General features: G+C 61.6%; 13 protein-coding genes and 2 tRNA genes. 1 reads left to right on the top strand and 14 read right to left on the bottom strand.

What is annotated here, in order from left to right; all coding sequences use genetic code 11:
- Nucleotides 1-15: 15 nt before the first annotated feature.
- Together secD and yajC are read right to left on the bottom strand one after the other, a co-directional pair.
- Nucleotides 16-1,896 (bottom strand): protein translocase subunit SecD, encoded by a 1,881-nt coding sequence (gene secD, locus QMG46_RS09955; RefSeq protein ID WP_281852354.1) that lies wholly within the window; start codon nt 1,894-1,896, stop codon nt 16-18.
- An 86-nt stretch (nt 1,897-1,982) separates the two neighbouring features.
- Nucleotides 1,983-2,327 carry a preprotein translocase subunit YajC gene (gene yajC / locus QMG46_RS09950; protein ID WP_281852353.1) on the bottom strand — a complete coding sequence of 115 codons (345 nt, stop codon included), beginning with the start codon at nt 2,325-2,327 and terminating at the stop codon, nt 1,983-1,985.
- Between the two features lie 275 nt (nt 2,328-2,602).
- On the opposite strand from yajC, the gene QMG46_RS09945 reads away from it, so the two are divergent.
- Nucleotides 2,603-4,042 carry a porin gene (locus QMG46_RS09945; protein ID WP_281852352.1) on the top strand — a complete coding sequence of 480 codons (1,440 nt, stop codon included), beginning with the start codon at nt 2,603-2,605 and terminating at the stop codon, nt 4,040-4,042.
- A 261-nt stretch (nt 4,043-4,303) separates the two neighbouring features.
- Here QMG46_RS09945 and tgt read toward each other — a convergent pair whose 3' ends face one another.
- The 12 genes from tgt to QMG46_RS09885 all read right to left on the bottom strand — a co-directional run bounded on the left by tgt (nt 4,304) and on the right by QMG46_RS09885 (nt 17,531).
- Nucleotides 4,304-5,434 carry a tRNA guanosine(34) transglycosylase Tgt gene (gene tgt, locus QMG46_RS09940; RefSeq protein WP_281852351.1) on the bottom strand — a complete coding sequence of 377 codons (1,131 nt, stop codon included), beginning with the start codon at nt 5,432-5,434 and terminating at the stop codon, nt 4,304-4,306.
- A 58-nt stretch (nt 5,435-5,492) separates the two neighbouring features.
- The gene (gene queA, locus QMG46_RS09935; protein WP_281852857.1) at nt 5,493-6,515 is read right to left on the bottom strand and encodes a tRNA preQ1(34) S-adenosylmethionine ribosyltransferase-isomerase QueA; all 1,023 of its coding nucleotides are present in this window, start codon (nt 6,513-6,515) and stop codon (nt 5,493-5,495) included.
- Between the two features lie 101 nt (nt 6,516-6,616).
- On the bottom strand, nt 6,617-9,097 hold the full coding sequence (locus tag QMG46_RS09930) for a hypothetical protein (RefSeq protein WP_281852350.1): 2,481 nt from the start codon (nt 9,095-9,097) through the stop codon (nt 6,617-6,619).
- 37 nt (nt 9,098-9,134) lie between these two features.
- The gene (locus QMG46_RS09925) at nt 9,135-10,325 is read right to left on the bottom strand and encodes a DUF3142 domain-containing protein (protein ID WP_281852349.1); all 1,191 of its coding nucleotides are present in this window, start codon (nt 10,323-10,325) and stop codon (nt 9,135-9,137) included.
- 91 nt (nt 10,326-10,416) lie between these two features.
- The gene (locus QMG46_RS09920) at nt 10,417-11,637 is read right to left on the bottom strand and encodes an RtcB family protein (RefSeq protein ID WP_281852348.1); all 1,221 of its coding nucleotides are present in this window, start codon (nt 11,635-11,637) and stop codon (nt 10,417-10,419) included.
- A 54-nt stretch (nt 11,638-11,691) separates the two neighbouring features.
- Nucleotides 11,692-12,810, bottom strand: a complete 1,119-nt coding sequence (locus tag QMG46_RS09915; protein ID WP_281852347.1) for a slipin family protein — start codon at nt 12,808-12,810, stop codon at nt 11,692-11,694.
- A gap of 393 nt (nt 12,811-13,203) precedes the next feature.
- Nucleotides 13,204-13,270, bottom strand: a tRNA-Ile gene (locus QMG46_RS09910).
- 7 nt (nt 13,271-13,277) lie between these two features.
- Nucleotides 13,278-13,343, bottom strand: a tRNA-OTHER gene (locus QMG46_RS09905).
- Nucleotides 13,344-13,967: 624 nt separating this feature from the next.
- Nucleotides 13,968-14,570: a response regulator transcription factor gene (locus tag QMG46_RS09900; RefSeq protein ID WP_281852346.1), complete on the bottom strand. Its 603-nt coding sequence runs from the start codon at nt 14,568-14,570 to the stop codon at nt 13,968-13,970.
- Nucleotides 14,567-15,781, bottom strand: coding sequence for a sensor histidine kinase (locus tag QMG46_RS09895; protein WP_281852345.1), 1,215 nt, complete (start codon nt 15,779-15,781; stop codon nt 14,567-14,569). The genes QMG46_RS09900 and QMG46_RS09895 overlap by 4 nt, the downstream gene beginning before the upstream one ends.
- A 29-nt stretch (nt 15,782-15,810) precedes the next feature.
- The gene (locus QMG46_RS09890; protein WP_281852344.1) at nt 15,811-16,605 is read right to left on the bottom strand and encodes an ABC transporter permease; all 795 of its coding nucleotides are present in this window, start codon (nt 16,603-16,605) and stop codon (nt 15,811-15,813) included.
- Nucleotides 16,605-17,531 carry an ABC transporter ATP-binding protein gene (locus QMG46_RS09885; RefSeq protein WP_281852343.1) on the bottom strand — a complete coding sequence of 309 codons (927 nt, stop codon included), beginning with the start codon at nt 17,529-17,531 and terminating at the stop codon, nt 16,605-16,607. Before QMG46_RS09885 ends, QMG46_RS09890 begins: the two co-directional genes overlap by 1 nt.
- Nucleotides 17,532-17,565: the final 34 nt, after the last annotated feature.

Below are 17,565 nucleotides of genomic sequence, written 5' to 3'. Positions count from 1 at the left end.
GAGTCCCTGTGCCCCTTAGACCGACAAGGTCTTGAGCTTGCGGTTACCGTGAATCAGCGCGGTGATCGCGTGGGTCAGGGTTACCGAGGTGAACATCGAGGTCAGGATACCGATCAGCAGCGTCACGCCGAAGCCCTTGATCGGACCCGAACCCATCGTCGTCAGCGCAAGCGCGGCGATAAGGTGGGTAACGTTGGCATCGAGAATCGTTGCCCACGCCTTGTCGTAACCGGCACGAATCGAGGCCAGCGGCGTCGAACCGTTGCGCAGTTCTTCGCGGATGCGTTCGCAGATCAGCACGTTGGCGTCGATCGCCATACCGAGGGTAAGCACGATACCGGCGATACCTGGCATGGTCAGGGTCACGCCGATCATCGACATCACCGCGATCAGGATCACCAGGTTGAAGAACAGCGCGATATCGGCGACCAGACCGAACAGCTTGTAGTAGATCGCGGCGGCCAGCAGCACCAGGCCCAGACCGATCAACACGGCCTTGAGGCCCTTGTCGATGTTGTCCGCACCCAGACTCGGACCGATCACGCGCTCTTCGACGATGTCGACCGGCGCGGCCAGCGAACCACCCTTCAGCAGCAGGGCGAGACCGGAGGCTTCCTTGGCGCCGTTGAGGCCGGTGGTCTGGAAGTTCTTGCCGAACGCGCCATTGATCTTGGCGTCGTTGATCACCGAGTAGGTGATCGTCGGCGTGCGTACTTCCTTGCCGTCGACCATCTTGGTATCGACCACACGCTCGATATACACCACCGCCATCGGTTGATTGATGTTGTTGGTGGTGAAGTCCAGCATTTTCTTCGCGCCGGCGGAGTTGAGCGTCACCGATACGGCCGCCGAACCCGATTGCGAGTCGAAAGACGACGAGGCATCGACCAGCTCGTCACCGGTAACAATCGCGCGCTTGGCTACCAGCACCGGCAGCTTGCTGTCGCGCATGTAGTACAGGTTGGCATCCGGCGGCACATTGCCGGTCTTGGCCGCATCTACCGCACGCGGATCGCCCGGGAAACCGATACTGGCGCGATATTCCAGCGTAGCGACCGCACCGATCAGCTTCTTGGCCTCGGCGGTATCCTGCACACCGGCCAGCTCGACCACGATGCGGCTGTCGCCCTGCTGCTGGATGATCGGCTCGGATACGCCCAGCGCATTGATACGATTGCGCAGCGTGCCCAGGTTCTGGCGAATGGTGTTCTGCGAGAGATCGCGCAGCTTTTCCGGCTTCATACTGGCGTTGACCACGAAGCGGTCGCCGGTCGAAGGACCATCCTTGACGTTGAGGTCCGGATACTCCGTGGCGATCGCATTCGATACCGTGGTGCGATCGTCAGCCGAACGCAGCACGATATTGATGCCCTGGCCGCGCGTTGCGCTGCGGGTCACCGAGTCGTAACGGATGTTCTTCTGGCGCAGCAGCGAACGGATGTCGTCGGCGTAGCTGGTTTCTTTCTTGTCCAGCACGCCGTCCTGGTCCACTTCCATCAGAAAGTGCACGCCGCCCTGCAAGTCCAGGCCCAGCGGCATGGCGTTCGCGCCGATCGAGCGGAACCACTTGGGCGCGCTCGACTCCAGGTTGAAGGCGATGGTGTAGTCGTCGCCCAGCACCGGACGAATCACATCGGCACCGGCCTTTTGCATATCGCCGTTGACGAAGCCCACCGTCAGGTGGTCGCCGGTGATGCTGATGTCCTTATAGGCCACCTTCTGCTGCGTCAGCGCGGCAGCGACTTTCTGCTGCAACGCCTGATCGACCGGCGCGTTGTGGTTCGCGGTGATCTGCACGGCCTGAATCGGCAGGAATACGTTCGGCAACGCATAGACGATGCCGAGTATCAGTACGATCACAACCAGCGCATATTTCCAGCGTGGAAAATCACTCATGCCTTGAATCCATAAAAGCCGCAGCACTCAGGCTGCGGCGGAAGCGTCATTGCACCGTAGTCGGTGGCGATAAGCTAAGCCGCTGCTTAGTCGGCCTTGAGTGCGCCCTTGGGCAACACCTGCGACACGGCCCCCTTCTGCACCTTGACCTTCACATTCGACGCGATCTCGACGGTAACAAACGTCTCCCCCACCTCGTCGATGCGGCCGGCGATGCCACCGTTCGTCACCACTTCGTCGCCCTTGGAAAGGGCCGACAACAGCGCGCGATGCTCTTTCTGCCGCTTCATCTGCGGACGGATCATGATGAAGTACATGACGCCGAACATCAGGATCATCAGGATCGGGAAGCTGAGCAGGCCACCCGGGCTCTGCGCGCCGGCAGCCGGAGCGGCAGCCTGGGCCAGCATGAAAGAGATCGGCAAATTCATCGTTATGTCTCGCAAGTTGCGGTGTCGGCGCGATTTTTTGCCGCCACCATGAAAAAGATCGCCGATTATGCCATGCGACCTGAACGCTTGCATGGCTGGTCATCGGCACCAGCCCGCGCTCGGAGCGGGCCTGTGACGCGGTTCAGTCCTGTCATAAAGCGGACATAGGCGGAATCTAAGGTTGGCGACCGAATCGCAAGATATTGCGATTCCCCTACCCCACACCCAAAGACCCCGCAGCCGACCTGCTTTGCGGCCCGCCGCCAGGAAACCTTGTGAAGAAAAAAGCCCTCGCCTCGATTCTTTGGACCATGGGTGCCAATGCCATGGCGGAAACGGCCCCGACCGCGGCGATCGAGTTCTACGTCGATCGCAAGACCCAACAGATCTTCGCCGAGCCGGGCCCCGGCCGCGACAAGCTCGGCACCTTCGTCCGGGTTGAAGACAAGCAGCCGGCCGCCACGGTTCCCCAGACAGCTCAAAACGCTTCCCCAGCAGACGGCAGGAAGCCGGCGACAACCGAGGACGTCGCCCCGGCCAAACCGGCCATCGCATCGGCCAAGCCCGCCAGCGCGGACAAGAAGTGGTACGACAGGATCAGCCTGCGCGGCTACGTCCAGATGCGTTACAACCATGAGCTCAGCGGCGACGCGGGTCTGCTGCGCTCACCGGGCGACCGCTTTATCGGCAGCAATCAGGGCTTCGGCATCCGCCGCGCCCGTGTCGTGCTGAGCGGCGATCTGAACGACTACGTCTCGCTGTACCTCCAACCGGATTTCGGCAGCACGCCGACCGGCTCGAGCACGTCCAACTTCGCCCAGCTGCGCGATGCCTACGCCGATATCTATTTCGACGCTAGCAAGGAATGGCGCGTGCGCGCGGGCCAGTCCAAAGTCCCCTACGGCTGGGAAAACCTGCAGTCGAGCCAGAACCGCATCGCCCCGGACCGGGCTGACGCCATGAACACCGGCGTACGCGACGAGCGCGATATCGGGCTGTTCTTCTACTACACGCCCAAGCCGATCGCCGAACGCTTCAAATATCTGGTGCAGTCGGGCCTGAAGGGCTCGGGCGACTATGGCATCGTCGGCCTTGGCCTTTATAACGGCCAGGGTGCCAATCGTGCGGAGCAGAACAATAGCCTGCACACCGTGCTGCATCTGACCTATCCGTTCAAGTTCGATAACGGGCAGTACCTGGAAGTCGGTGCCGACGCCTATTCGGGCCGTTTCAAGGTCGCCACACCGGCCTCCATCACGGTCAACAACCAGACCTTCACGCCCAAGGACACCGCGCCATCCAACGGTGCGCTCGATCAGCGTGTCGCCGCGCACATCATCTATTACCCGCAGCCGTTCGGTTTCCAGGCGGAATGGACGGTAGGACGTGGACCGGAGCTGGATCTGAGTCAACGCAAGATTCGCACGCGATCGCTGCGCGGCGGTTATGTGCAGGCCATGTACAAGATGGATGGCTCGTACGGCTCGCTGATTCCCTACGTGAAGTGGCAGACCTTTCGGGGTGCGTCGAAATTCGACACCAACTCGCCGAGCTTCCTGCTCGACGAAACCGAGGTCGGCATGGAATGGCGGCCGTCATCGGCACTGGAAATCGCCGTTGCTTACGCGAATATGCGTCGGAGCAATCTCACGGCTGCACCGTATGCGCGTGTGAAGGGAGATTTGTTGCGGATGCAGTTGCAGATCAATTACTGAAGACGGCTACATTTTTGTAGGCGCGACTTCAGGGAACCTCTAGAAACCTTTCCTATTCGTCATTCCGGCGCAGGCCGGAATCCACTCCTCAGCGCAGATGCTTACCATAAGCTGTCTGACAAGCGGCAACTGAGGAATGGATCCCGGCCTGCGCCGGGATGACGATAAGAGAACTGAGGTTATTCGAGGTCCCCTTCAGTCGCGACACACGGTTACGTCACGGCTTGTCGCGGCTGAAGCCGCTCCTACAAAGATCTGAGGTTATGCTTTTTGCTCCGACACCTGGCGCCGCGCATAAAACTCGGCGACAAAGCTCTCCAGCCTGGCATTGGCAATCGCATCGCGCAACCCCGCCATCAGCCGCTGGTAATGCCGCAGGTTATGCATCGTCGCCAACTGGCTGGCAAGGATTTCGTTGCAACGGTCCAGATGGCGCAGATAGGCACGCGAAAAACCGTTTGCACAGGCATAGCAATCGCAACCCTCCTCGATCACCCGCGTATCGGCGATGAACTTGGCATTGCGAATGCGCAGCGTCCCTTCGGCGGTAAACAGGAAGCCGTTGCGTGCATTGCGCGTGGGCATCACGCAATCGAACATGTCGATACCGCGTCGCACAGCCTCGACGATGTCTTCGGGCCGCCCCACACCCATCAGATAACGCGGACGATCCTGCGGTAGCAGCGGCACGGTGAAATCCAGCGTGTGGTTACGCTCTGCCTCGGTTTCGCCCACCGCGAGCCCTCCGACGGCGTAACCGTCGAAACCGATCTGTACCAGACCCTCGGCGGAGCGGCGGCGCAGGTTTTCATACACGCTGCCTTGCACGATGCCGAACAGCGCATTGGGGTTATGCAGTTCATTGAAGCTGCGACGCGAACGCTCGGCCCAGCGCAGGCTCAGCTCCATCGACGTCTGCGCCACCTGTTCCGTCGCCGGATAAGGCGTGCACTCGTCGAAGATCATCGCGATATCGGAGTTGAGCACCGTCTGGATCTTCATCGACACTTCGGGCGACAGGAACACCTTCGAGCCGTCGACTGGCGAAGCGAACGTCACGCCCTCTTCGGTGATTTTTCGCTTGTGCGCCAGCGAAAACACCTGAAAGCCGCCCGAATCGGTGAGGATCGGCTTGTCCCAGCCGATAAAGCGGTGCAGCCCGCCGAATTGCTCCACTACCTCCAGGCCGGGGCGCAGAAACAGATGGAAAGTATTGCCCAGGATGATCTCGGCGCCAATATCGCGGATATCGCGCGGCGTCATGGCTTTGACCGAACCATAGGTACCCACCGGCATGAAGGCCGGGGTTTCCACGGTGCCGTGATTGAGGGTGACACGGCCGCGGCGCGCCGCGCCGTCGGTGGCGGAGATGTCGAATTGCAGGGGGGTCATAAAGGCAATTATCGCGCGTTTGGGGGACTTTTGCCTCCTGGCCCTGCAACCCTGGCCTTTACCCCAAAATCAACATCGCATCCCCATACGAAAAAAACCGATACCCCCGCGCCACCGCGTGCCGATACGAATCCAGCACAAACTCCCGTCCCGCCAGCGCCGATACCAGCATCAGCAAGGTCGACTGCGGTAAATGAAAGTTGGTCAGCAAGCCATCGATGCTCGTGATGCGATAGCCGGGGAAAATAAAGATCTGCGTCTCGCCGGCAAAGGGATGCAGTTCGCCGTCGCGGGTTGCGCTTTCGAGCGCTCGCACGACCGTAGTACCCACCGCGATGACACGCCCGCCGGCGGCACGGGTACGACGAATCTGCTCGACCAGGCTCGCCCCGACATTGAGCCATTCGCGGTGCATATGGTGGTCTTTGATATCGTCCGCACGCACCGGCTGAAACGTGCCCGCGCCGACATGCAGGGTGACGTAACCGAAATCCACACCCTGCTCGCGCAGGCTTGCCAGCATCGCTTCATCGAAATGCAGCCCCGCAGTCGGCGCGGCGACGGCACCGGGCTCACGCGCAAAGACCGTCTGGTAGCGCTCCATATCGCTGGCATCGGCATGTCGCTCGATATACGGCGGCAGCGGCATTTCGCCCAGCTTCAACAGGAGCTTTTCCAGCGGCTCCGGCGACTCGAAGCGCAACTTGAAGAACGCACCATCACGGCCCAACACGGTGGCATGACTGCCATCGGCCAGCTCGATCTTGCCGCCCTCTCTGGGCTTTTTGCTCACGCCCAATTGCACGGTGGCTTCGTGCGCACCGGTCACACGCTCGATCAGGATTTCGACTGCCCCACCGGTGTCCTTGCGGCCGTAAAGACGTGCCGGCAGCACCCGGGTATCGTTGAAAACCAGTAAATCGCCGGGACGCACGAATTGCGGCAGCTCCCGGAACATGCGGTCCTGCCGTGAACCGGCCTTGGGATCGAGGCATAGCAGGCGGCTGGCCGAGCGCTCAGGCAGCGGCGACTGGGCGATCAGTTCGGGCGGTAATTCGAAATCGAAATCGGACTTTTTCACGGCGATATCTGCGTCATTGAACACGCATTATCGCGCAAAGCGTGCCGGACACCGGCATGGCCCGGCAGGAACGGCTTCACCGTCCCTACCGGACCCGCGTTTTACCCGGCCTTGGCCGCGTTTTTCTTCTTGCGGCGACGCGCGACCAGGAATGCTACGGCGCCCGACACCAGGAGCAAGCCACCGATCTCGAGCGGAAGGTGGCGACGGATAGCGTGCCTGACCGCGCGAATCTGTTGGGCCCGCTTGAGCTTGCGCGCAGCATCGAAATCCGGGGCCGGGCAGCTCTGACCGAAGTCGTCCGCCCAATCCACATACGGCCCCTGCTTCACGTAGCGCGCGTACAGCGCCTTGATACGTTTGCTGCGCTCGTCTTCCTGCTTTTCCGGCGAAGGCTGATCGCTATAGTCCGCGTAACCGTCACCCGGACCATCCATCATCCAACCGGTGGCCTTGCACAGGACGGCGGCGAAGGCCTGCGAACGCGGCGGCAGCAAGTCGGCGGCTTTAGATGCCTGGTCGACCGCTGCGTACCGATAGTGGAAACGCAGATCGGGCTTGGCCATGGAATCCTTGTAGCGCTGGCGTTCGCCGTCGGTGACGAACTTCTGTTCCATGCTCTTGGGCTCCTGACCGCTGCCGCCGGGGAAGGAACCGCCGTTGTCGGTAAAGTCGGGATTCTGCTCGAAGCCGAGGATTTCCATGCCGTTTTCACGCGCAATCGCCGCGGCGGCGTAACCGGCTTCGGCCTTGCCGATATCGGTCCAGTTGTGCTCGGCGTCGTGCAGATCCTTGGCGTATTCCTGTGCCTTGGCGCGCAGATCCACCTCACCGAAACGCGAATCGCCGCTGGCGGGAAAATAGTTGAATGCTTCGTCGTAACGTCCGGCGCGCATCAGGCGACGCGCCAGCAACCAACGGAGATGGTCGGCAACCGGCGCGGGGCTGTAGCCGCCCTCGTCGGACTTTTTATCCTTGTCCTTGACGGGTGCGGGCGAGGCCGGCGCATGTGCATCGACAAAGGCTTTCAGTTCGTCGACAGTAAGCACGCGCTCGGCGACGTAGTGCATGTCGTTGCCATAACCGATGCCCGGATCGTCGGGATTCATCTCATCGCCAATCTCGTTGCCGTCGCCGCCGACGCGATTGGCCGCATCGTAGAGATGGTTCATCGCTTCGAGATACTCGCCGCGAGCCAAGGCAAGCACACCTTGCTCGCCCAGGATCAACTGCGTGTTGGCCGTTTCGATGGTGGCCTGCGGATCATCGGCTTTCGGGAAAGCCTTGGCGGCATCGGCATATGCAGCAGCCGCGGCAACCAAATCGCCCTTCTGCAAAGCCAGCTTGGCGCGCAACCAGCTGCTCAGCGGGCCACTGGTTTTGGCCACCAGCTTCTCGGCCAGGTCGTAACGTCCCGCGCTGTAGCAAAGTACCGCAAGACGGTCGGCGCCGGCGGCGGGTTCGCCTCCTTTTGCCACGATCGCATCGACCAGATTCGTCAGTGCGCTATCGGGCTTGGCATCCGTCTTGTCGGTAGCCGGATCGTAGGACGAACTCGACCCGCCGCTCGACAACGCGTAGACCACCATCAGCCGTTGCGACAGCGGGCCGTCCACGATGCCCTCGGTCAGGTCGCTACTTTGCAGGACGGTAAAGGCGATCTGCTGCAACGAGCGCACGGCATTGTCCGAGCCGTGTCCGGCCTGTGCCGCATACAGGGCGATGGCATGCTTCAGATCCGCCGGTGCGACGCTCTTGGCGCAATCGTTGGCATTGTAGAAATCGCCCCAGCTGCACAAGGTCTTGCCGCTGTAGAGATAGAGCTGCGCCTGTTCGCCGAAACTGGCCACGCCCAATCCCTGTGTATCGGAGGCGCCCGCAACGGCGCGCGTACGTGCCAGTTCGAAGGCCTTTGCCGCCGCATCGCGCTCGCGCTTGAATGCGGCGGCGTCGCCGGCTTGTGATAGCGCGCGCAAGGCATGAATGCGGCCGAGCATGTAGGCCGCCCACACCGAGCGCAGCGTGGCCTGCTCGGGTGGCAACGCAGCGACCTTTTCGAAACTCGCCACGGCCTTGTCCAACAAGGCCGGATCGGCACCGATGCAGCGACGCGGCTGATCATTGGGGTCTTCGCTGCTGGCGCCATACGGATCTGTCTCGGCGTTCGCGTCCTTGTCCTGCGGCGCATTGCAGCTGTCCATCGCCTTGCCGAACTGTTTGGCGCCGAGGGTGTACAGGCGCACGTCCTCGGGCAGATCCTTGCCTACAGCATAGGCCGAATCATCGTCGTCGAGCTTTTTCATCGCTTCGACATCGGCCTGCTGCGCAGCCGTCAGGCCCAGGTCGGGCTCGACCTTCTTGTTGTCGGCATAGATGGACGTATCGGCCTCGACCGGCTTGAGCTGGTCGGTGGCCGGCAGCAGCCGCGCCGCTTCGAAAGCGAAGCTGTTCACGGGCGCCGCATTGAGCGTCGCGGTGCGATTGTCCAGCAGCTGGTTGGGAAACATCGGACCGCAGGCCCAGGCCACGGCGCCTGCCAGGCCAACGATGCCGCAGGCCACGATCGCTTTACGTTTGAACATGGATAACTACCCTGTCATGCAACTCAATGGAAGAAACTCACGCCTGGATGGCGATCCTGGGATCGGTACCCGCGCAACGTGCCCAACCCACGGCGCGTTCGCGATGTGCGTGCAGCCAGCCGTCTTGCCGACGCTGCAGACGCAATCCGTTTCGATCGGAAACCAATACGTAGCCGTTGATGCCATCGGCCAGCTTGCAGTCGGCCGGGAGGCTGAGCGCGGATGGCAACGACACATCCACGTCGCCGTCATTGCTCAATAAGATATCCACCGCCCCTGCCGTCGCCGCTGGCCGTGCCCGCACCGACAAGCGTGAGGATAGCGGCAAACCACGCATGACGGCATGCCAGGTCGACAGGCTCCAGGCCCGCGCATCCTCACTGGTCGGCAGACGAAACCAGACCAGTCCGACCAGATGTTCCGGCGTCCGGTTTTTCATCGCCATGACGAACCCGGCCACGGCCTCGGGCGAGGCGGCAAGTTCGCTGAAGGACACGCCGCCGGCCAGATTCGGCACCTCACTTTGCACCCCCAGCTGCCGCCCGTCCGCATCGAAGCTGACGCGGCTAGCATAGGTGGGCAAGGCGATCCGGAAGGGCTTATGGGTGCGCGTGGAAAAACGCTGGGCCCAGTCGGTAGCCAAGCCGGCATCGAACAAGCCGGCATGTGGAGACTGCACCGCATGAACTTGCAACACGGCTTCGTCGACCTGCGCCAGCAAGCCGTCTAGCGCCGGCGACTCCAGCCACGCCGGGAGCGCCGTGATGGACAAGGGCAAATCGCCGAGGCCAGCCTTCAGACGTCCCAGGAAATGGGCATACGCCGGCAGCCTTGCCGTGCCGCAGTCGTGATCGATCTCGATACCCGCGATCGGGCTGCCTCGCCAGCTCTGGCGCAACGCCAGGATCTGCGCCAGCAAGGCATTCTCGTCCCATTGCGCCAGTTGGCCGTCGATGCGAACGACCAGGATGACTGGCCGCCCCGACGCCGCCAACGCAGCACGATCGGCCGAGAAGCTGCGCAGCCGGCCTTGTGCATCGGTCTGTGCCGCCAGCACGCGCCAGTCGCGCACATCCGCCGCCGACTGCCGCATCGCATCGACCAGCTGTGGCGTCCATTGTCGCTGCCAGATATAGGCATCGTTTTCGAGCACGGCAGGTGCACGGCCGCAAGCCGCAAGGGCCACCCAGCACACGCACAGCAGAGCCCGCATCGAACAGCGCAACATGGTATTCCCGCAACTCGCCGGTCAGGCGCTGAAGGCGGCATGGTAAAGCAAAAAAAAGCGCCGCCTCGAACGAGACGGCGCAGTGGGATCTTCATCCCTTGACGCACAACACCTGACGCAAGGTATGCACGACTTCCACCAGGTCGCTCTGCGCCGCCATGACGGCATCGATCGACTTGTAAGCAGCCGGCGATTCGTCGATCACCGCCGCGTCCTTGCGGCATTCGACGTGCGCCGTAGCTTCGCGGTGCTGCGCCAGCGTGATGTTCTGACGCGCCGCGGTACGGCTCATCACGCGGCCGGCACCGTGACTGCAGCTGTGGAAGCTTTCCGGGTTGCCCTTGCCACGCACGATGTAACTGCGCGTGCCCATGCTGCCCGGAATGATCCCCAGCTCGCCTTCGCGTGCGCTGACCGCGCCCTTGCGCGTTACCAGCAAGGACTCGTCATAGTGCGTTTCACGCTGCACATAGTTGTGATGGCAGTTGACCGCCATCTTCGCCAACTGGAACTTGGGCAGGCGGTGACGCATTTCGCCCAGCACGCGCTCCAGCATCGCCTCACGATTGTGCCGCGCATAGTCCTGCGCCCAGGAGACCGCTTCGACATAGTCGTCGAACAGTTCCTCTCCCTCCATGAAGAAGGCGAGGTCCTGGTCCGGCAGATGAAAGCCCAGCACACGATGCGCCAGTTCCTGTCTGGCACGTTCGATAAAGTAGGTGCCGATCAGGTTGCCGGTGCCGCGCGAGCCCGAGTGCAGCATCACCCACACCGCATCCGACTCGTCGAGGCAGATTTCGATGAAGTGATTGCCGCCGCCGAGCGTGCCGAGCTGACGCTCGATCTTGTCGGTGCGGATGCGGCGATGCTTGGTCTTGATCGCCGCCAGGCGATCACCCAGGCCGGACTGCACCAGTCGCGTGGTGATGCTGCCAGGCATGCGCCCATGCTCGCCACCGCGCCCGTTGCCGACCGGCACGCCACGCTCGATCGACGAACGCAACTGCGCCAGACTGTCGGGCAGGTCGCTCGCCTTCAACGTGGTGCGCACCGCGGCCATGCCGCAGCCGATATCGACGCCGACCGCGGCCGGAATGATCGCTCCGCGCGTCGGCAGCACCGACCCCACGGTCGCGCCCTTGCCCAGATGCACGTCGGGCATCGCGGCAATCCACGGCCCCACGAACGGCAACCCGGACAGGTTCTGCAATTGTCGTTGTGCCTGCTCTTCGAGCGGCACGCCATTCACCCAACCCTTGATAGGGATACGGCCGCCTTCGGCATGCAGCAGTTGATAGTTCTGTTCGCTCATACATCGTTCCTTGAAAGGACCGCGCTGCCGACTCCCTTCGGCAACGACGGCTTGTTACGACTTCAACCCGATCACCTGGTTCAATACGCCGTCGAGGCCGCCGAACACGGTGAACTTGTCGATCTTTTCGGTGACCTTCTCCAAGGCCTCCAACTCCTTCAGGCGCATCAGCACCGGGCTACCCTCGATCAGCTTGGCGGTGTTGAGCAACGAACGCGTGGCGTTGGCCTCCTCGCGACGGCGGATCACATTGGCTTGCGCCGCCTTCTCCGCCTGCACCACGCTGTTCAGGATGTCCTTCATCTCGCCCGGCAGGATCACGTCCTTGACGCCGACACCCAACACTTCCAGGCCCAGCTCGGTCACGCGGCCACGCACGTACGCGAAGATATCCGCGTCCAGCGAGGCCTTGTCGCCGAGCAATTCATCCAGCGACTTGGCCGATACCGCCTTACGCAAGCCGTACTGCAACTCGCGGTACAGGTAGTCCAGATACTTCGCCACCCGCGTACGCGCTGCAATCGGGTCGGTCACGCGCATGCTCGCGGCCAGGTTGACGCGCAGGCTGACCTTGTCGCGCGTCAACAGCTCCTGACCCGATACCTCCAGCGACTGCACGCGCAAGTCGATGACCTCCGTGGCGACGTTCTTGCGGAAGTTCCAGAAGGCGTACGCACCCGGCGCGAGCACGTTCTGCAGCTTGCCGTCGATAAACAACAGGCCAGCCGACTCCTCCGGCACCTCCACCACCACCGCGACTTTGCTCAAGACACCAAGCTGACGCAATCGGTTGGCCACGTCAGCGCGAATATCCAGGTTCTGGGCCATCGACACCGACTCGACCGTCACCGGCACCAGCGCCTTCCAGTACAGCTTGCGCGTGCCCGGTGCGAGGATGTCTTCGAGCTTGCCGTGCTTGAACACCAGGCCGACCTCGTCGGTCCCGATATCCGCGACAAGAAAGGCACTGGCAAACAGGCCGCTTGCCATCAGGGTCTCGGCGTCCGTGCCTGAGTACTCGGCACGGGTCACGTTGTGGGTCACCACCTCGATCCGCTTGAACGGGTCGAAAAAGCGGTACACGCCCGGTGAAAGGCCGCGCTCGGCACGACGGTTGCGATACAGCAAACCGCGCTCGCCGTCGCCGATCACGATTTGCTTGGTCCAGAACATGGTTATCTCCTTTTTATTCTGGTGGATAAGGCCCGTAGATTTAATTCGCAGCGCGTCCGGGCCATGGCGCAGCATTTATTCAAGGCAATAAAAACCCATGCGACACGCCATAATAAAAAGCGCTTATCGCCGTGTTTTAAAATAAGGTGGAAACGCCTCTTGACGTGAATATCGCGAAGCGGCTGCGCTTTTATCGATGCGGTGAAAGAGCTGGCGTCGCTTATGAATCGCTGGCGACGACGCCTCTTCACCGGAGCGACGCAAGGGCAGCTGCCCGGCGTTACCCTCGCTGCGAAACGGCGCAACGCCTTCCTGGCATCGAACCACCACCTCGCACGAGGCGTTTCCTGTTACGGGACTTTCGTCCCTTTGTCATGACGTGACAGGTCATGTTCCGGAGTGGGAATCGAACCCACGACACTCGAATTATCAGTTCGATGCTCTAACCATTTGAGCTTTCCAGTGATGACGTGCCGGATTCGAACCGGCCTCCTGCGGTTTCCCGCTGCTCTATCCGACTGAGCTAACGTCTTGGTGAGAACATCTCGTGCGAACCACGGCATACGCTGACGGCAAAGCCGCGCGCACCGGCTGGGCAACAAGCCCAGGCCATAGCGATTCGTCGTGTTATGCCCTCTTATTGCCGACTGTCGCCAATCGGCAATCCTTTGGCTTGAATCGTCCCCGCGCCACTCGCACCGAAGCATCAAGGTGCAGCGCACATGCGCCTGTTGCAGCCGCGCCCCTGCCACGGCTGCGTCCTGCAACCGGATGCTTCAGAGCGAGATATTCTCTCGGGACCTATCCAGCAAAACTGTTCGATGCATGCGCATCCTCCGCAAACGCCAAAAACAAAACGCCCCCGGGTATGGCGACCCGAGGGCGTTCGCTTGGCCTCGGGAGATCGGGGTGACCGATCTCCGCGAGCGGAATCCGGTCTGGACTAGAAAACGACTGCCTGCGGTTCACGCGGCACAACGAAGCATGCGTCGCCATGATGGCGCCGATCGCGTAGCTTCAGGTTGTGGACGATAAACACGTTCATGACGGCAGATGTTTTCCAATGATTGAATGTCGCCGAACACCGGCGATGGGCGCGAACATTACGATGGCCTGCGAGAATACGCAAGCACTTTTTTAATGTTTTTTGAGTTTATTTATAACCAGCCTTTTTGCCGTGCCATGCGGTATGCCTCGATACGATTGGTAACTCCCAACTTTCCAATCGCCTCGGACAAATAATTTCGCACCGTACCGTGGGACAGATTCAACTGCGCGGCAATATCGGTCGCCGAGAGTCCTTCGCCAGCCAAACGCAACACATGCCGCTCACGGTCGTTGAGCGGATCGGCATCGGACCAGGCTTCGAGCGCCAATTGCGGATCGATCGCACGGCCACCGCGATGCACTGTGCGCAACGCTTCGGCGAGATTTTCCGCGGGCGCATCCTTGAGCAGATAACCCGACACGCCGGCATCCAGCGCGCGCCGCAAAAAACCCGGACGCGCAAAGGTGGTCACGATGATCACCTTGATCGGCAGCTCGTGCCGCTGAATGCGCTGCGCCAGCTCCAGGCCGGTCAGGCCCGGCATCTCGATATCGGTGACCAGCACATCGGGCTTGAGCCGCTGCAGCTCGCGCCACGCGCCCTCGCCTTCGGAGGCCGAGCCAACCACCTCGATATCGGATTCGAGCTTGAGCAGGGCCGACAATGCACCACGCACCATGGCCTGGTCTTCAGCGAGCAACACACGGATCATGCAAGACCTCGGTTTTCATGATGGGGGGCAAGTGCAGTATCGGCTTGCGAACAGGCGGGAGCAGTGACATCGAACGGTCGGTGGACCGGCATCGGCAGATCGATACGCACCGTCGTACCTTGTCCCTTGGCAGACTGAATCTCCATACGCCCACCCAGCGCACGCACGCGCTCTCGCATGCCGCACAAACCGTTGCCGTCCTCGCCAACACCGCCGCGACCGTCGTCCGAGATCACCACGCGTACCCACTGATCGGCCGCTTCGAGCGATACCAGCGCACGCGTTGCCTGCGCGTGCCTGGCGATATTGGTCGCCGCTTCGCGCAGGATCAACGCCAATGCGCGCTCCATATCCAGCGGCAGGGTCAATGCTGGCAGCACATAATCCAGGTGCACACCGGTCGACTCGAGCAACAATCTTGCCGACGCCAACTCGGCCGCCAGATCGGTGGCACGGATGCCGGTGACCGCCGAACGCACTTCGGCCAGTGCATGGCGAGCGACATTTTCTGCGTCGGTTATTTCACGACGGGCCGCTTCCGGATCGCGGTCGAACAGCTTGCGCGATAGCTCCAGTTTGAGCGTGATCAACGACAGCGTATGGCCGAGCAGGTCGTGCAGGTCGCGCCCGATCCGTTCGCGCTCCGCCGTTGCCGCAAGACGGCGCACTTCATCGTGCGACAAACGCAGCTGCGCGTTGTGCACCTCGTTCATCGTCTCGACATTGATGATGGTGGTGATAATGAATGCCACCATCGGCATCGACACCATCAGCTGCCAGGGATAACCCGAGAAATAGGCTACCGCTGCATAACAGGCACTCAAGGCGGCCACGCCAAGTATGTGCCTGATGACGCCGACGCCGCGGCTGCGCAACAGCACGCAACCGAAAATGAAATAGCTCGTCGAACTCGGGTACCAGGGAAGCAATGCCAGGCCCAACGCTGCGATAGCCAGCGCGTACCGCTGCGCGGCGCGGCGCGAGGCCGCCATATAGAACAGATACAGCGCGACGAATATCGGAAAGCTGCCAGCGGTAAACGCCGCCCAACGCCAATCGAAGCCGGTTCCGAACAATGGCGTAACGAAGATCCAGCACGACCAGAGCAGATGGACGAAATCCGTCCATGGCGACTTGCCGTTGCGCATATTTTCCGTCATGGACGAGTCGGGAGCCGGCTTCAACCAGACGCGCAGACTTTCTAGATTCATGCCGAACTCCCCATCCTCATCACTGCAGCTCACCCGTACCTGCGCAGTCGCCGCGCGGCTACCACCGTGAAGAACACCGTGTAGATCGCCAGTACGGCCACGTGCGTCAAAGCTTCCCCGTGCTCCAGGCCCACTGCTTCGAGGGCCAGCTGGTTCAAATGATAGCTCGGCCAGACCGGTCCAAGCTGCTGCAGGAACTTCGGCAGGATCGACAAGGGAAACCACAGGCCCGAGAGGAACGCCATCGGCAGGTAGATCAGGTTGATGACACCGGGGGCGCCTTGTCCCTTGATAAGGCTGCCGACGAACAGGCCCATCGCGCAGAACGGCAGCACGCCGAACACACAGGTGAAAAATGTCGTGACGACCTGACCAGGGCTCAGCGGGACATGTGCCAGCACAATCGCCATGACCAACAGCAACACAATGACGACCGCCGCCACCATCAAGGCCATCACCATCTTGCCTAGAAGATAGGCCGCCGGTGGCATCGGCAAAGCTCGCTTGAGCGTCATGAGGCCGTTATCGCGCTCCATCGCCAGCGATACACCGAAGCCGAACAAGCCAGGCGCCATGACACCGAAGGTACCGTAGGCCGCCAGAAAGAAGCGCGGCGCATCCGGGCCGTTCGCATGCCCGAGAAAGATGCCAAACATGAGATAGAAGACCGTTGGAAACAGCAACGTCGGCAAGAGGAAACTGGGCGTTCGCAGATATCGCAGACACTCGCTGCGAATTTCTTCGAGATACGCAGCGATCACGCGCTGCGGCGACATGGTCGCGCCAGCCTGCGCAACGGAAAACTTATGCGTCACGGCGTTCATCAGGCAGCCTCGCGATCGATGGTGGTGGCGGTCTCGGCGTCTCGCGTCAACTCGGTAAATGCTTCGGCAAGTCCGGCACGTTGAACTTCCAGCTCACTCAGCGAGCTGTCGGCATCCAGCAACCGGCGCACCAGGGCTTCCGCGTTTGCGGTCGACATCCATACTTTTGCGCCATCGCGACGAGCCTCGACCACTTCAGGCCATGCGGCAAGCTGTTGCGGATCGATATGCGTCATGCAGCGGACACGTTTCAGGGCAACGCGAGCGCGCAGATCGTCAACGCTGCCTTCACTGATCACGCGCCCCTGCGCCATCACGCAGACGCGATCGGCAAGCGCTTCGGCCTCTTCGAGATAGTGCGTCGTCAACACCACGGCGCAGCCTTCGGCAACCAGCTGACGAATCGCCGCCCACAATTTCTGTCGCGCCTCGATGTCCATGCCGACCGTCGGCTCGTCCAGAAACAGCAGTTCAGGGCGGCCGCATAACGCCATCGCAAATTGCACGCGGCGTTGCTGACCGCCCGACAACTTCGCGTAAGGTCGCTTCAGCAAATCGGCGATACCCGCCATCTCCGCACTTTCTTGCACGGAACGCGGCGACGGGTAGTAGCTCGCGGTCAACCGCAACAATTCACCGACACGCAGGACCGGCGGCAACGATGCCGACTGCAGCATCACGCCGATGCGCCGGCGCGCGTCGATGCTCTGCGGATCCTGGCCGAACAGCTCCACGGTGCCTTTATCGGCGCGGATCAGGCCAAGCAGCAGGCTGATGGCCGTACTTTTGCCGGCACCGTTAGGACCCAGCAGCGCCAGCAGTTCGCCGCGCTGCAACATGAGATCGACGCCATCGAGCGCACGCAGCGCGCCGTAGGTTTTGATCGTTCCAACAAGCCTTGCGACAGGTATTTGCAGATTCGACATAGCCCCTCCTCCAGTGGCTGAAATACTGGGGAAA

It is taken from the genome of Dyella sp. GSA-30 (assembly GCF_027924605.1).
In the GTDB taxonomy this organism is placed as follows: Bacteria; Pseudomonadota; Gammaproteobacteria; order Xanthomonadales; family Rhodanobacteraceae; genus GSA-30.
The sequence above is the reverse complement of the archived record's forward strand: the minus strand, read 5'-3'. Positions and strand labels throughout refer to the sequence as shown.

Excerpts from the sequence above, each read along its gene's own strand:
- secD (WP_281852354.1), bottom strand. The coding sequence starts at position 1,896 with ATGAGTGATTTTCCACGCTGGAAATATGCGCTGGTTGTGATCGTACTG.
- yajC (WP_281852353.1), bottom strand. The coding sequence starts at position 2,327 with ATGAATTTGCCGATCTCTTTCATGCTGGCCCAGGCTGCCGCTCCGGCT.
- tgt (WP_281852351.1), bottom strand. The coding sequence starts at position 5,434 with ATGACCCCCCTGCAATTCGACATCTCCGCCACCGACGGCGCGGCGCGC.
- QMG46_RS09930 (WP_281852350.1), bottom strand. The coding sequence starts at position 9,097 with ATGTTCAAACGTAAAGCGATCGTGGCCTGCGGCATCGTTGGCCTGGCA.
- QMG46_RS09925 (WP_281852349.1), bottom strand. The coding sequence starts at position 10,325 with ATGTTGCGCTGTTCGATGCGGGCTCTGCTGTGCGTGTGCTGGGTGGCC.
- QMG46_RS09920 (WP_281852348.1), bottom strand. The coding sequence starts at position 11,637 with ATGAGCGAACAGAACTATCAACTGCTGCATGCCGAAGGCGGCCGTATC.
- QMG46_RS09915 (WP_281852347.1), bottom strand. The coding sequence starts at position 12,810 with ATGTTCTGGACCAAGCAAATCGTGATCGGCGACGGCGAGCGCGGTTTG.
- QMG46_RS09900 (WP_281852346.1), bottom strand. The coding sequence starts at position 14,570 with ATGATCCGTGTGTTGCTCGCTGAAGACCAGGCCATGGTGCGTGGTGCA.
- QMG46_RS09895 (WP_281852345.1), bottom strand. The coding sequence starts at position 15,781 with ATGAATCTAGAAAGTCTGCGCGTCTGGTTGAAGCCGGCTCCCGACTCG.
- QMG46_RS09890 (WP_281852344.1), bottom strand. The coding sequence starts at position 16,605 with ATGAACGCCGTGACGCATAAGTTTTCCGTTGCGCAGGCTGGCGCGACC.
- QMG46_RS09885 (WP_281852343.1), bottom strand. The coding sequence starts at position 17,531 with ATGTCGAATCTGCAAATACCTGTCGCAAGGCTTGTTGGAACGATCAAA.